A 14,175-nucleotide genomic window follows, 5' to 3' on the forward strand; every position below is an offset into this window, starting at 1 on the left:
CATGCAAAGAGAGCATACAGATGTGAATGTAAAGCCGCGTGAGCGGTTTTTGACGTTAGATACAGCGACGACCGTGATGGCGGCCGCTCTGATGAACGGAAGAGAATTGCTGGGAGAAAGCAACGTCTATGGCGAACGTAATCACTCCGTGCATGTGATTACCGAGCTGGAACGACTGCTGACTGAAGAAGGGCTGACACGAGATGATGTAGATGGTATTGCAGTTGGTGTTGGACCGGGGTCTTATACCGGTATCCGGATTGCGGTGACTGCAGCCAAAACACTCGCTTGGGCCTGGGGTATCCCGGTGACGTCCATATCGACTTTGCACGCTTTGGCGTGGGGTGGTTGGAATCGCGGCATCGAGATGAAGGGACAAGAAGATAAAAATGAGTCTGTGAATAACGGTTCGTCCGGAGCGCAGGCAGCAGACTGGATTGTGCCTGTGCTGGATGCGCGCCGTGGTCAGGTTTACACGGGGCTGTTCGCCGTGAATACAGTTGACGACGTCGAGAGTCCGCAACGGCTGGAGCCAGATGCAATTCGCTTAATGACTGCTTGGACCGATGACCTACTGCAACGGCTGGAGGCTTTGCCCTCTGAAGAGCGTCCTCCAGTCATTTGGCTAGTCGGTGAAACGACGGTTCACGCCGAAACAGCTGAGCGTCTGCGTGCTTGGAGCGAGCTTCGTATTGTACCTTATGAGCTGGAAGGAAGATGGGTTGGCCGCCTTGGGGCGGATAAGCTGCTTCGTCAGGAACATGACGAGCTACATACGCTGGTTCCTAATTATACCCAGCTGGCGGAGGCGGAAGCCAATCTGCTTCGTCAGCGCTGAAGAGAGCGGTGAACAACATGGCAAAGAACATACAGCGGGAAGAGAAACTTGAGTTTCGCTTGATGCAACTGGATGATATTCCCGATGTGCTGGAGATTGAGCATGAAGCGTTCACGCTACCGTGGACGGAGGAAGCATTCCGCAATGAGCTGACGATGAATCATTTCGCTAAATATATGATTATGGAACTAGACGGACAAGCCATTGGTTACGCAGGCATGTGGACGATTATGGATGAGGCCCATATTACGAATATTGCGATTCGTGAGGCTTATCGCGGACGCAAGCTTGGAGACAAGCTGTTGAATGAGCTGATGCAGACCGCATCTTATTTAGGGATGGAACGTATGACGCTAGAGGTGCGGGTAACGAACCGGATCGCTCAGGGCTTGTATGAGAAAAAAGGCTTTAAGCCCGCAGGTGTGCGCAAAGGCTATTATTCGGATAATAACGAGGATGCCGTGATCATGTGGGCGGATCTTCCCGCGCATGGGGCATCCGGTGAACAGGAAGGAAGCGTGCAGAAGCAATGACGCAAGAGGAAAAAGCAGGTACAGGCTCCGCCCCCGGCAAGCCTTGCTATATACTGGCAGTGGAAACGAGTTGTGATGAGACGGCTGTTTCTGTCGTGAAAAATGGCACAGAGGTGCTCTCAAATTTGATTTCCAGTCAGATTGAAACACACAAAGCCTTTGGTGGTGTTGTACCAGAGGTGGCTTCACGCAAACATGTAGAGAGCATCACCTATATGCTGGACGAGGCCATGCAAACATCGGGAATTACCCCTCGTGAGATTTCGGCGGTTGCCGTGACACAAGGACCAGGACTGGTTGGCGCATTGCTGGTTGGTATTGTCGCCGCTAAGAGTGCTGCTTTGGCATTCGGCAAGCCGTTAATCGGGACGCATCATATCGCGGGACATATTTATGCCAATCAGTTGGAGCATGATATCGTATATCCGTGCATTGCTCTCGTTGTGTCAGGAGGACATACAGAGCTAGTGCTGATGGAGTCCGAAGGTCATTTTCAACTCATTGGTCGTACAAGGGATGATGCGGTTGGGGAAGCCTACGACAAAGTAGCGAGAGCCATTGGATTTCCGTATCCCGGCGGTCCGCATGTGGATCGTGTGGCTCATGAATCGGAGGAAGTGGTTACTTTGCCGCGTGCATGGTTGGAGCCAGATTCTTATGACTTTAGCTTTAGTGGCTTGAAATCGGCGGTGCTGAATGTAATTAACCAGACGAAAATGCGCGGAGAAACCGTTCATGTCGGAGCGATCGCAAGAGGTTTTCAAGAGTCGGTCGTCGAGGTGCTGGTGGAAAAGGCGATTCGTGCCATGCGTGAATACGGTGCGAAGCAGCTCCTGCTTTGTGGCGGTGTGGCTGCTAATCGCGGACTGCGTACAGCATTGCGGGAGCGCTGTGAGCGCGAAGGAATCGATCTGCTTGTACCATCGATGAAATATTGCACAGATAATGCAGCGATGATCGGCGCTGCGGCCTACGCCAAATGGAAGCGCGGGGAATTTACCTCATTGGATATGAAGGCTGATCCAGGGCTGTCTCTGGAAGAATGGTCTGTCCAAACTTAATTGAAGAAGAATGAGCAAGACACGGCACAGTTGAGTCGTGTCTTTTTTGTTCCGCACCATAACGATCATAAAAATATAAATTCAAGAGGATAAAATACAGGAGTTTGAGCAAAAGAATGGCAGCATCTCATTCCCTCGCATGATTCGTCACAATGGTTCACGATTTTTCATAATCCATCAAAAAAATCTGGAATTTTGATATTGCCCGAATAATGATGTGATTTGTCAAGTTGTGAACAAAGTTATCCACATATACCGTTTCAAATGTGGATAACCCAGCCCGAAGCAAGCAGGCTAAGACTTTTTGGAGATAGCAAGTTGGGGGATATGTAACACCTTTAGTTCTTGTGAAATCTGTGGATAATGTGGATAAAAGGGTGGATAAATTTGGTTTTCATTTGAAAGTGGCTTTTTATCAATAAAAAAATGGCCCAAAAGGCCATTTTTCAATCTCACTCATACACATAAGTTGTGGATAATCTTGTGTACAAAAAAATAGAAGAGGAAAATGTGAAATTTTTAAGGCTAATATTTTATGCAGTAGTGTCTATTCTTCTAACAGCTCTTCCCAAGAGGCATAGGTTTCAGTCAATTCCTGTTTATGGGTGTCGAGCTGTGCCTGAATATTCTGAAGCGCTGTGTAATCCTGATAAATCTCAGGTAGGGTCATTTGTTCCTCCAGCCCTAAAATTTGTTCTTCCAGCGTTTTGATCTGGTTTTCCAATGCCTCCAGCTTGCGTTGACGGCTACGTTCCTCGCTTTTGGCTTGTTTGTCTGCAGCATAGGTGGCGGCGCGTGATTTGGATGTGGTCTCGTCTGTCACGGATGCAGAGGTAGCCGATGTTTTGCCGCGTGCGGCCTGATTTGCCTCCAAAGCTTCCTGCGCAATTTCCTCCAATTCCTGCTTTTTAGCTACATAGTCATCATAATTCCCCAGGAAATGTTCTATCCCTCCAGGATGAAGCTCGATGACACGTTCCGCCATTTTGTTCAGGAAATAACGGTCATGGGAAATGAACAACAGTGTACCGTCATAGTCCATCAAAGCCGCTTCCAGCACTTCCTTGCTAAACAGATCCAGATGGTTGGTAGGCTCATCGAGAATTAATACGTTGGCTTCGCGCAGCATGAGCTTGGCCAGAGAAACGCGGGCTTTTTCCCCTCCGCTTAATGCAGCTACTTTTTTTAGTACATCGTCACCGCTAAACAGGAAATTACCCAGCACTGTACGAATACGTGCTTCTTCCATATGAGGATACTCGCTCCACAACTCCTCCAGTACGGTGTTGGCAGGGTTCAGGTTCGTCTGCTCCTGGTCATACAGACCGATTTTGATTTTCGTGCCCCAGTGGATGGAGCCCGCAGCAGGTTTAAGTGATCCGGTCAGACATTTGAGCAACGTCGATTTTCCGATCCCGTTCGGACCAATCAGTGCCACGGTATCTCCACGTTTTAAGTCGAACGATGCGTGCTGGAATAAAGGCTTTTTCCCTTCATATCCCACAGAGAGGTCACGGACCTCCAGTACTTCCTTACCTGACATATGGGCTGTTTCAAAGGAAAAATGAGCCTTTTTCAAGTCTCCCATCGGTCGATCCATACGCTCCATTTTATCTAACTGCTTGCGCCGACTTTGAGCGCGTTTGGTCGTAGAAGCCCGCACAATATTACGTTGTACGAATGCTTCTAAACGGGCAATTTCTCCTTGCTGCTTTTCGTAATGCTTCAGATTCGTTTCGTACTCGGCAGCTTTCAACTCCATGTAGCGGCTGTAGTTGCCTGTATATCGGGTAGAACGATGGCGTTCGATTTCAATAATCGTCGTTACCAGTCGGTCCAGAAAATAACGGTCATGTGATACAACCAGCAGAGAACCGGAGTAGCCGCGCAAATAGTCCTCCAACCAGGTTAGTGTTTGAATATCCAGATAGTTGGTAGGCTCATCAAGCATGAGGACATCTGGGGCGAGCAGTAGGATGCGCGCTAGCGCAAGCCGAGTTTTCTGTCCTCCGCTCAAGGTAGCTACAGGCGTTTCAGGTGCAAATGAGCCAAAGCCCATGCCGTGCAGCACGCTGCGAATACGGGTCTCCATTTCATAACCACCGTGATCCTTGAACCAGTCTGAACGACGTGCATAGCGTTCCAGCAGATCTGCGTAGCGTTTTTCGTTTTGAGCATTGGCCAGGTCAGCGATGTCCTGTTCCATTTGCCGCAGTTCCCGTTCCGCTTCAATCAGGGGAGTGAACACCAGCATCATTTCCCCCCAGATAGAACGGTCAGAATTCAAGCCGCTGTTTTGCGCCAGATAACCGATGCTGGTCTCCTTTGCCTTGAAAATTTGTCCACTGTCATAGGATATTTCACCAGCAATGATTTTGAGCAGGGTCGATTTGCCTGCACCGTTCACACCTACGAGTCCAATACGTTCACGTTCCAATATTTGAAGGTTAATCCCGTCCAGAACGGGCTCAATTCCATAAGATTTAGTAATTCCGGTTACTTGCAATAGCATAGCGTATCGTTCCTCCATTACATTTTGCACAGTTCTACCTGCTTTTTTCGCAGGTACCTTCCTTCCAGTTTACATGAAATTACCCACTATTGCACTGCTTTCACCCTGTAAACCCTTGAGCCGCGTGTAGTCAATTTGTATAAACAATGATAAACTTAAGCGAGAAGTGAAAAAGAATGAAAAAAACTTGCAACGTACAGCACTTACTGACAAATGGGACAATAGCAACGTATTAAAGATTATCGACGATTGTGCGGGAGGGCGGATGTGATGGATGTCTGTAATGTGAAGAACGCGCTGCGTTTGCAGCAACGGGAGGCGCGTGACTCCATGGACCCGCTGACAAGGCAGAAGGCATCGGCTGTGGCCTGTCGGCATGCAATCGAGGCATGGGAGCAGCTTAGAATAGACAGAAACGGAGATAAGCTAACCTTATTTAGTTATCTCTCTTTTGGCAGCGAGATTTCGACGACTCCCCTCATTGAGCATTGCTGGTCACAGGGAGATCGTGTCCTGGCTCCAAGAGTGGATTCGGTAACTCGGACGATGGAGCTGAGGGAGATGGATCAGAACGGAGATATTGTACCCGGCGTCTGGAACATCCCTGAGCCTGCTTTGACATGCAAGGAATGGTCGCCTGAAATGTGGACGGGAATTGACTGGGTTGTTGTGCCTGGCTTGGCCTTTGATCGTCGAGGGGGCAGGATTGGCTACGGCGGAGGCTATTATGACCGCTTTACCGTACAGGTAGAGGCAGAGAAGCGTAACAACAGCCACGTAGGTCCGCTGTATGTCTCGCTGCTACTGCCGGGACAATTGCTCACACAGGTGCCTATGGAGCCAAGGGATTTGCGAGTGGACGTGCTGTTTACTCTGGATGGACGCTTAGATTGTGATTATGCAAAATTGACAAATGATGAATGAAGTAAAGTTGGGTATGTGAAAGGAGCTGTGAGGGAGTCGTGGATTCCTTTACTCATTTTAACGAACAGGGACGTGCTCGTATGGTAGATATTTCGGGTAAAACGTCTACGGTTCGTACAGCAGTTGCCGTGACTCAGATTACGATGAATCCGGCTACATTGACGGCTGTAAAAGAAGGAAGAATCGGCAAGGGTGATGTTCTTGCTGTGGCCCAGGTCGCAGGGATTCAAGGCGCGAAAAAAACGTCAGACTGGATACCGATGTGTCATCCACTGGCTCTGACAGGCGTGAACATTACTTTTTCCGATAATGGACATGATGTGCTTCATATTGAAGTTGAAGTGAAGACCGAAGGTAAGACAGGTGTAGAAATGGAAGCTTTGACAGCGGCTTCAGCCGCAGCGTTAACCGTGTATGATATGTGCAAGGCGCTGCAAAAAGATATGATCATCGGCCCTACCATGCTGCAATCCAAAACAGGTGGCAAGCATGGGGATTTTCAACGGGAGGACCACCGGGAACCTTGACATAGATAAACATTGTCGCCGAGAGGGTACTGTGATGTGATGCAGGATGCAGCGTGGCTGTTTCTGATTTTCAGAAGAGAAAGTATTCTTTCATGATAGGAGAAGGGTGATCTTATGGTGTGGAAAACGGCGATCCTAACAGCCAGTGATAAAGGGGCAAGGGGAGAGCGTGAGGATACAAGCGCACAGGTCATCCGGGAACTCATCGAAGAAGAACTGGGCGGAGAGATTGTGGAATACCGGATCGTTCCCGATGAACCGGATGAAATTATTGCTGCTTTAATCGAAATGACCGATTATTTTCATGCAGACCTGGTACTAACTACGGGCGGGACTGAGCTGGCCATTCGTGATGTGACACCCGAGGCGACTCGGCGGGTTGTGGAACGGGAAGTGCCGGGTATGGCAGAGGCCATGAGAATGATCGTGATGCAGAAAAATCCAGCGGCTATGCTATTCCGTGGAATCGTGGGAATACGCGGACGTACACTGATCGTCAATTTGCCAGGAACGCCCAAAGGCGTGCATGAAAATTTGGCAGCGATAATGGACCAGCTTCCAGAAGCGTTGCTTATGGTGACAGGTCAGTTCCGGTAGAAGGCAGCACATCGTGTGTGGTATGATACCTATAAGAATTTATAAGGCCGTATACGGACAAAGATTCTTATTTTGTTCGTCAACATAAGGAGGATTACTACACATGCCCAATATTGGAGCACCGGGTTATATTTTGTTAATTATTCTGGCGCTGCTGCTATTTGGTCCGAACAAGCTGCCTGAGCTGGGTCGAGCTGTAGGGCGTACATTCCGTGAGTTTAAAAACGGGGCACGCGATATTTTATCAGAAGATGAACGGACTGAGCGTAAAGACAGCAAAGATAGTGTGGTCAAAGCATCACAAACGACGTCTTCAGAAGTTCAACCTCAGCCTGAGGATAAACGCTTGTCATAGATTTAGTGATCGATTCTTGATCTTGTACAATAAACAAAAGCCTCTTCTTCAGTGAAGGGCTTTATTTTTTAGGAGGCGCTGCTGCGTTCCGTTCAGAAAGGAGGAGTGGACTTGACCCCATCAGAGCATGAAATGCCGCTAATGGAACATCTGGGAGAGCTTCGCCGCAGAATGATCTATGTGCTAATTGTATTTGTATTGGCACTGGCTGGTGGTCTGTTCGCGGCGGGTACTGTATATGACTGGCTTATTCGCTCCGGTTCGGCGCGAGCTTTTCAGTTAAACGCGTTTTCCTTTTGGGACGGGATTGGTATCTACATGAAGATCGCCATGATCATCGGGATTGCGGTGGCGCTACCGTTTGCATGCTACCAACTGTGGAAATTTGTCAGCCCGGGATTAAGGCCGCAAGAACGAAGTGCGACTTTGCGGTATGTGCCTTATGTGCTGCTTTTATTCATCATTGGGACAGCTTTTGCTTATTTCATTATTTTCCCGATGGCGATTCAGTTTACATCGTCTGTCACCAAAAGTATGGGATTACAGGAAACGTACGGGATCGCACAATATTTCACCTTTATGTTTAATATTGTACTACCTGTAGCGCTACTGTTTGAGCTCCCCCTGCTTATCATGTTTCTGACGGGGATTCATGTTTTAACACCAATGCGGCTTCGCAAATGGCGGAAGATTTCTTATTTTCTGCTGGTGTTCGTCGCGGTTGTCATTACCCCGCCGGATTTTATTTCCGATTTTTTGGTGGCGATTCCGTTGCTGATGTTATATGAAGTGAGCGTGTACTTGTCTTCGGTCGTCTACCGCAAGCAACTGCGTGCACAGGAGGAACGTGAGGCTCAATTGCGTGTAGCTTCAGAATAATAAGGCAGGACCTGAATGGCTCAGTAAATAATTTATTCGGGTCGCGCTACATGGCAACTTGCAGATGATGAATAGCATTTGTATATCATGACTATGTACAGAGCATGAACAGTAGCGGCTTAGTCCCCTGAAAAATAACCATTAGCCTTGAGTTAACGGTTATTTTTCAGATAGATGGATATAATCGGGAAGGGCTGTCCATAAAAATTCCCATAAAAAATACATTAGGGACTTGAAATTCAATCCCAAGTTGAGTATCATAAAGTTGGTTGTTAGCACTGACGACTGTCGAGTGCTAATACATACAACATAACAACCAAATTACAGGATAAAACACTTAATAAGGAGGCTATTTTTTCATGATCAAACCTTTGGGTGAACGCGTATTGGTGGAAGCAATTGAGCAAGAGACAACGACTTCCTTCGGGATCGTACTTCCTGACTCTGCCAAGGAAAAGCCGCAAGAAGGCAAAATTATCGCGGTTGGCGCAGGCGCATTGAAAGACGGTGCCCGTATTCCTCTGGAAGTAAAAGAAGGCGACCGTGTCATTTTCTCTAAATACGCTGGAACGGAAATCAAATATGAAGGTAAAGAATATTTGATTATGAAAGAAAGCGATATCCACGCGATTATCGGTTAACCGGAACCCGGACAAGACCTGAATATAGGAATTGAAACAAATCATTCATAATCCATAGGGAGGTTTATCACAAATGGCTAAAGATATCAAATTCAGTGAAGACGCTCGTCGCTCTATGCTGCGCGGGGTTGACGCATTGGCTAACGCTGTAAAAGTAACACTCGGACCGAAAGGCCGTAACGTTGTACTGGAGAAAAAATTCGGTAGCCCGCTCATCACTAATGACGGTGTAACGATTGCAAAAGAAATCGAGCTGGAAGACGCGTTCGAAAACATGGGCGCTCAACTGGTTAAAGAAGTAGCGACCAAAACGAACGATGTAGCTGGTGATGGTACGACTACTGCTACTGTTTTGGCTCAAGCCCTCATCACAGAAGGCCTGAAAAACGTAACTGCTGGCGCAAGCCCAATCGGTATCCGTAAAGGGATCGACAAAGCGGTTAAAGCGGCTGTTGCTGAACTGCAAGCCATCTCCAAACCGATCGAAAGCAAACAATCCATTGCTCAAGTAGCTGGTATTTCCGCTGCTGATGACGAAGTAGGCGAACTGATCGCTGAAGCTATGGAAAAAGTGGGCAAAGACGGTGTAATCACGGTTGAAGAATCCCGCGGGTTTGCTACAGAGCTGGAAGTGGTTGAAGGTATGCAATTTGACCGTGGCTACATTTCCCCGTACATGATTACAGATACGGACAAAATGGAAGCTGTACTGGACAATCCGTATATCCTGATCACAGACAAAAAAATCACAAACACACAAGAAATCCTGCCATTGCTTGAAAAAATCGTACAACAAGGCAAGCCACTCGTTCTGATCGCTGAAGACATCGAAGGCGAAGCGCTGGCTATGCTCGTTGTTAACAAACTGCGTGGTACATTCAACGCTGTAGCTGTTAAAGCTCCAGGCTTTGGTGACCGTCGTAAAGCAATGTTGCAAGATATCGCTGCCCTGACAGGCGGTCAAGTGATCACGGAAGAACTGGGTCTGGACCTGAAAACAGCTTCCGTAGACCAACTGGGTACAGCACGTCAAGTGCGTATCACAAAAGAAAATACGATTGTGGTTGACGGTGCTGGAAACAAAGCCGACATCGACGCTCGTGTTAGCCAAATCCGTACGCAACTGGAAGAAACCACTTCCGAGTTCGACAAAGAGAAACTGCAAGAGCGTCTGGCTAAATTGTCCGGCGGCGTAGCAGTCATCAAAGTCGGTGCGGCTACTGAAACAGAATTGAAAGAACGCAAACTGCGCATCGAAGATGCTCTGAACGCAACCCGTGCTGCGGTTGAAGAAGGTATCGTATCCGGTGGTGGTGTAGCGCTCCTGAACGTATACAAAGCAGTTGCAGCTGTTGAACTGCAAGGCGACGAGCAAACAGGCGTGAACATCGTGTTGCGCGCTCTGGAAGCTCCAATCCGCACCATTGCTGCTAACGCAGGTGAAGAAGGCTCTGTAATCGTTGAGCGTCTGAAACGCGAAGAAGTTGGCGTAGGCTTTAACGCAGCTACTGGCGACTGGGTAAACATGATCGACGCTGGTATCGTTGACCCTGCGAAAGTAACTCGTTATGCATTGCAAAACGCTGCTTCCGTAGCGGCAATGTTCCTGACTACTGAAGCGGTTATCGCTGACAAGCCAGAACCAGAAAAGGCTGCAATGCCTGACATGGGCGGCATGGGTGGAATGGGCGGCATGATGTAATACGGGCTAAGAAGCTTGTAGCATCAAGGTTTTCCTTCCTCAGAACCTTCTGAGGGTAACATTTGGGTAACATCAGTTTGTTTTTGTAAGCCTCTCATGAGTTCAGCGAACTTGTGGGAGGCTTCTCGTTTTTTATGCTTGGTAACGTGAAGATAAATCTGCTCAGTTATGTCATCATCTTTGTGCCCCAGCCGATCCATAATTTCGTGTAGCTCTGCACCAGCTTCGGCGAGAAGCGAAACGTGCGTATGTCGGAGTGAATGGGGCGTTAAATCGGTACTGAGACCCGCCAGTTTAAGTAACCTATGCATGCGCAACTCAAAATGTTTAATTGTTCTTGGGTAGCCAGGATGCTTCCCCACATTTGGCATGATGTATCCTTTATCATAGTACGCATCACTGAAACGGCTTTTGACTGTTTCAAGATTAGATAGATGGATTTCCAAAGCTTTTATAACCATCGGATCAACATCAATCGTACGGGCAGATGATTTGGTTTTTGGGGGGAGAAGCTTATATTTGGTCATGTTATTTGTTGGGTTGTAGTACGTTTTGGTTATGGAAATTTTGTGCTCTTGGAAGTCAATGTCACTATCTCTCAAAGCTACAAATTCCCCAATACGCATTCCTGTATAAGCCAGCGTAAGGAAGCTTTCGCAGTCGCCGTCCAGCCCTTTTTCCTGAGCTGTTTTCAGGAAGAGCGCAAGCTCCTCTTTTTCTAGATACTTTATCTCTTCTCCTTGATTCTCCAATTCATCAATTGTTTTCTGCGTTTTCGGGACATATGCATATTGAGTAGGATCATTACGGATAACTCCTAATTCGACAGCTTTTTTAAATATCATCCTGCCAGTTCTATGGATTCCATCCATTGTATTGTCAGCATACCCTACTCCTTCCTTCTTTCCATTAGTTTTAAGATCGTTCAAAGCTTCTTGGTATTGGTCCCTTGTTATATTCTTCAATTTAAGCTTTTTAAAATAAGGCATGAGCCTGCCTACTTCGTGTTTTCTCACCCTGTGCGTGCTTATTTTCGTTCGGCCATTCCCTTGGTAGATACCCTCCCAAGTCTTCACGAATTCCTCGAAGGTGATGTCTTTTTCCTCTATATAAGTCCCTTGTGTCAGTTCAGCATATAAGAGTGTAGCGGCGTCCTGAGCCTTTGTTTTTGTTTGGAATCCCCCTTTCTTCTTCTGCTTTCTCTTGCCAGTCGCAGGGTCAATACCAACATCCAGGATGTATGACCACGATGCACCGCAATTACACTTCTTAGCTTTTTTACTCTTTCCTTTGGCATCTACGCATTTACAATGCGGTTTGTAAAAATGACCTTTCAAAGACAATACCTCCAAACGTATGTTCTGAATTTTGTGTATGTGAAACCGCCTCGCAGCGGTGAAAGTGCAAGTTAGGATAGAAATTTATGTAATTCAGGTGGGATAGAACACCTACGCAGAAATCGTTCTATCGTTTCTCCTGGTTCTGGAGAGGTCGAAGCTGTAAGCAATTTAACAGCGAATTGGTTTGCTTGTCTTTCATACTTACCAGCATTTGAGAATGAACGTTCATCCAAAAAGAATCTACTGATGCCAGGATGGAGGCGATCATGAGCTAACTCATGTGCACATATGAATTTTTGCCACGGTTCACTTAGTCCCGAGTGTATAGCTATAAAGCGGCGGCGGAGCTTACGATAATACATACCGCGGGTGTTTTCGCCTAAATCACAATACCAAACCTGGATATTTAGCCTTTCTGCTATCTCGAAAGGACAGTTAGTTTTGAAGCGTCGTATGAGTCTTTGAACAGTTTTGTCCATCCATTATTCCTCTGTCTTATTACGCCCATAAGTTTTTTTGTTCTTCTCTTTTGCGTCCCAAAACATTGCCTCCATAACCCTCTTGATCTTCTCCTTGTCTTCTGGGCTGATTGGCATACCGTCAAACATTACAGGTTCGTCCTCTTCAAGTATTTTTTTAAAGTCGCGAATATCTCTAGATGTAGCCCATTCAGGAATGTAGGGTGTTCCTTCAGACTCATCAGTTCGACCAAGTAAATAGTCTACACTTACCTCAAAAATTGATGCAATACGTGAGGCCATTTCTGCACTTAGTGTCCGTGTCTCTTTTTCAAACCCGTATAGGTATTGTGGGGTGATATCTAATTTGGCGGCTAATTCAGGGCCAGTGATCCCTTTTTTTCGGCGTATTTCACGAATCCTATTCATATTATTTTCCCTTCAACTATTTGTTTACATTAATGTTATCAACAAATAGTTTATTTGGCAACGAACAAATAGTTTAAAAATGGAGTAAAACAGAGGTATTTTAAACAAATAGTGATATTTATAAGGTTTTTTCAACGAAATGTTTAAAAATAGGCCGATATGCTCGATATTACGCATTGTTTAAATGAAACATATAGTTTAATATTTGCTTATGAAATAAAACAAATAGTTAAAAGGAGGTGAACTGAATGCGTTTATCTGAATCAATCAAAAAGGCTATGGATGCAAGAGGTGTTACACCAACTGATGTGGCAAAACAAACTGGCTATACCCCCCAATATCTTCACTGCTTGATAGATGGCAGCCGTCGCTGGAATGAAACAACCCTTAGTAAAACCTGTGATGCATTAGGCTTGGAAATCAAACTGGTTCCGATAAAAAAGTCAAAAATGGAGGCGAAGACATGAGTATAGAAAAAATAAAAACGCTAGATAAGTTACCAGACATCTTGTCTCCGCAACAAGTAGCCGATTATGTAGGCATTGCACGGCAACGTGTATATGATTTTTGCCAGTACGGTGAAATTAAAAGTTTTACCATTGGTGCATCAAGAAAGATTTTAAAAAAGGAAATGCTGGTTTGGCTAGACCGAATTAAGGGAGAGTCACAATAGACGATCATCTTTGAAAGGAGAAACAGTATGACTCAATTGGTATTTATCCAAAACGGAAACACGGTAACGGACAGTTTGACGGTAGCGGAGGTATTTGGAAAAAGGCACTCTGACGTTTTGCGAAGCATCGCAAATCTGGAATGCAGTGAAGAATTCAACGAACGCAATTTTGCGTCGGTTGATTACATCGACGGAAAAGGAGAAACAAGACCTAAATTCATTATCTCTCAAGACGGGTTCTCATTCCTTGCTATGAGTTACACCGGAAAAGAAGCGGCGCGCTTCAAGGAAATGTACATTACAGAGTTTAACCGAATGAAAGATGAAATCTCTAAGCCCCCTGTGCTTACCGAACGTCAAGCAATCATTCAATCTCTCAAACTCACGGCTGAGGTGGCGGAGGAAGTCGAAGTGGTGAAAGCAACTACGGCAGAACATGGGACTAAACTGGTAGAGATTGAGCAGAAGTTGGACAAGCAGATTACTTTAAATAGTGGTCAACAACGAACGCTGCAAAAAGCGATTTCCAGAAAGGTGTACGCTATTGAGCCAGATAAGGACGAACGAGGCGAGTTATTCCAACAACTTCACCGGGAAATCAAAGATCGCTGGCAAGTTACATCTTATAAGGATGTACTTCGGAAAGAACTGGAGAACGTCCTGAACTACATCACCTATTGGCGTCCTATTAAGAAAGGAGAATGAT

General features: G+C 46.4%; 17 protein-coding genes. 13 read left to right on the forward strand and 4 right to left on the reverse strand.

Annotated features, from left to right (window positions below):
- Nucleotide 1: 1 nt before the first annotated feature.
- Genes tsaB through tsaD form a run of 3 tightly spaced genes read left to right on the forward strand, consistent with a single transcriptional unit; the run spans nucleotide 2 to nucleotide 2,432 of the window.
- Nucleotides 2–838, forward strand: coding sequence for a tRNA (adenosine(37)-N6)-threonylcarbamoyltransferase complex dimerization subunit type 1 TsaB (gene tsaB, locus G9G53_RS01020; RefSeq protein ID WP_029516242.1), 837 nt, complete (start codon nucleotides 2–4; stop codon nucleotides 836–838).
- A gap of 17 nt (nucleotides 839–855) precedes the next feature.
- Nucleotides 856–1,371 carry a ribosomal protein S18-alanine N-acetyltransferase gene (rimI, locus tag G9G53_RS01025; RefSeq protein WP_029516243.1) on the forward strand — a complete coding sequence of 172 codons (516 nt, stop codon included), beginning with the start codon at nucleotides 856–858 and terminating at the stop codon, nucleotides 1,369–1,371.
- The gene (gene tsaD, locus G9G53_RS01030; protein WP_029516244.1) at nucleotides 1,368–2,432 is read left to right on the forward strand and encodes a tRNA (adenosine(37)-N6)-threonylcarbamoyltransferase complex transferase subunit TsaD; all 1,065 of its coding nucleotides are present in this window, start codon (nucleotides 1,368–1,370) and stop codon (nucleotides 2,430–2,432) included. The genes rimI and tsaD overlap by 4 nt, the downstream gene beginning before the upstream one ends.
- Nucleotides 2,433–2,979: 547 nt before the next feature.
- Here tsaD and G9G53_RS01035 read toward each other — a convergent pair.
- The gene (locus tag G9G53_RS01035) at nucleotides 2,980–4,944 is read right to left on the reverse strand and encodes an ABC-F family ATP-binding cassette domain-containing protein (RefSeq protein WP_029516245.1); all 1,965 of its coding nucleotides are present in this window, start codon (nucleotides 4,942–4,944) and stop codon (nucleotides 2,980–2,982) included.
- A 270-nt stretch (nucleotides 4,945–5,214) separates the two neighbouring features.
- Between G9G53_RS01035 and G9G53_RS01040 the strand changes: the two genes are divergently transcribed.
- The 7 genes from G9G53_RS01040 (at nucleotide 5,215) to groL (ending at nucleotide 10,569) form a co-directional block, all read left to right on the forward strand.
- Nucleotides 5,215–5,868 carry a 5-formyltetrahydrofolate cyclo-ligase gene (locus G9G53_RS01040; protein ID WP_029516246.1) on the forward strand — a complete coding sequence of 218 codons (654 nt, stop codon included), beginning with the start codon at nucleotides 5,215–5,217 and terminating at the stop codon, nucleotides 5,866–5,868.
- 38 nt (nucleotides 5,869–5,906) lie between these two features.
- On the forward strand, nucleotides 5,907–6,395 hold the full coding sequence (gene moaC, locus G9G53_RS01045; RefSeq protein WP_029516247.1) for a cyclic pyranopterin monophosphate synthase MoaC: 489 nt from the start codon (nucleotides 5,907–5,909) through the stop codon (nucleotides 6,393–6,395).
- 114 nt (nucleotides 6,396–6,509) lie between these two features.
- Nucleotides 6,510–6,992, forward strand: a complete 483-nt coding sequence (locus G9G53_RS01050) for a MogA/MoaB family molybdenum cofactor biosynthesis protein (protein ID WP_013309212.1) — start codon at nucleotides 6,510–6,512, stop codon at nucleotides 6,990–6,992.
- 103 nt (nucleotides 6,993–7,095) lie between these two features.
- Nucleotides 7,096–7,347, forward strand: coding sequence for a twin-arginine translocase TatA/TatE family subunit (locus G9G53_RS01055; protein ID WP_013309213.1), 252 nt, complete (start codon nucleotides 7,096–7,098; stop codon nucleotides 7,345–7,347).
- Nucleotides 7,348–7,458: 111 nt separating this feature from the next.
- Nucleotides 7,459–8,226 carry a twin-arginine translocase subunit TatC gene (tatC, locus tag G9G53_RS01060; protein ID WP_165144711.1) on the forward strand — a complete coding sequence of 256 codons (768 nt, stop codon included), beginning with the start codon at nucleotides 7,459–7,461 and terminating at the stop codon, nucleotides 8,224–8,226.
- A gap of 359 nt (nucleotides 8,227–8,585) precedes the next feature.
- Entirely contained in the window at nucleotides 8,586–8,867 is a 282-nt protein-coding gene (groES, locus tag G9G53_RS01065) for a co-chaperone GroES (RefSeq protein ID WP_007429271.1), read from the forward strand.
- A 73-nt stretch (nucleotides 8,868–8,940) separates the two neighbouring features.
- Nucleotides 8,941–10,569, forward strand: a complete 1,629-nt coding sequence (gene groL / locus G9G53_RS01070) for a chaperonin GroEL (protein ID WP_013309215.1) — start codon at nucleotides 8,941–8,943, stop codon at nucleotides 10,567–10,569.
- A 23-nt stretch (nucleotides 10,570–10,592) separates the two neighbouring features.
- Here groL and G9G53_RS01075 read toward each other — a convergent pair whose 3' ends face one another.
- The 3 genes from G9G53_RS01075 to G9G53_RS01085 form a co-directional block, all read right to left on the reverse strand.
- Nucleotides 10,593–11,906 (reverse strand): tyrosine-type recombinase/integrase, encoded by a 1,314-nt coding sequence (locus tag G9G53_RS01075; RefSeq protein WP_165144714.1) that lies wholly within the window; start codon nucleotides 11,904–11,906, stop codon nucleotides 10,593–10,595.
- A gap of 71 nt (nucleotides 11,907–11,977) precedes the next feature.
- Nucleotides 11,978–12,388, reverse strand: coding sequence for an ImmA/IrrE family metallo-endopeptidase (locus G9G53_RS01080; protein WP_165144717.1), 411 nt, complete (start codon nucleotides 12,386–12,388; stop codon nucleotides 11,978–11,980).
- A 3-nt stretch (nucleotides 12,389–12,391) separates the two neighbouring features.
- Nucleotides 12,392–12,796, reverse strand: coding sequence for a helix-turn-helix domain-containing protein (locus G9G53_RS01085; RefSeq protein ID WP_165144720.1), 405 nt, complete (start codon nucleotides 12,794–12,796; stop codon nucleotides 12,392–12,394).
- Nucleotides 12,797–13,044: 248 nt separating this feature from the next.
- Between G9G53_RS01085 and G9G53_RS01090 the strand changes: the two genes are divergently transcribed.
- From G9G53_RS01090 to G9G53_RS01100, 3 genes are read left to right on the forward strand one after another with little or no spacing between them, the layout of a single operon-like run.
- Nucleotides 13,045–13,263: a helix-turn-helix domain-containing protein gene (locus G9G53_RS01090; RefSeq protein ID WP_165144722.1), complete on the forward strand. Its 219-nt coding sequence runs from the start codon at nucleotides 13,045–13,047 to the stop codon at nucleotides 13,261–13,263.
- Entirely contained in the window at nucleotides 13,260–13,469 is a 210-nt protein-coding gene (locus tag G9G53_RS01095) for a helix-turn-helix domain-containing protein (protein WP_165144725.1), read from the forward strand. Before G9G53_RS01090 ends, G9G53_RS01095 begins: the two co-directional genes overlap by 4 nt.
- A 27-nt stretch (nucleotides 13,470–13,496) precedes the next feature.
- Nucleotides 13,497–14,174 carry a Rha family transcriptional regulator gene (locus G9G53_RS01100; protein ID WP_165144728.1) on the forward strand — a complete coding sequence of 226 codons (678 nt, stop codon included), beginning with the start codon at nucleotides 13,497–13,499 and terminating at the stop codon, nucleotides 14,172–14,174.
- Nucleotide 14,175: the final 1 nt, after the last annotated feature.

It is taken from the genome of Paenibacillus sp. EKM206P (assembly GCF_011066155.1).
Taxonomy (GTDB): Bacteria; Bacillota; Bacilli; order Paenibacillales; family Paenibacillaceae; genus Paenibacillus; species Paenibacillus polymyxa_D.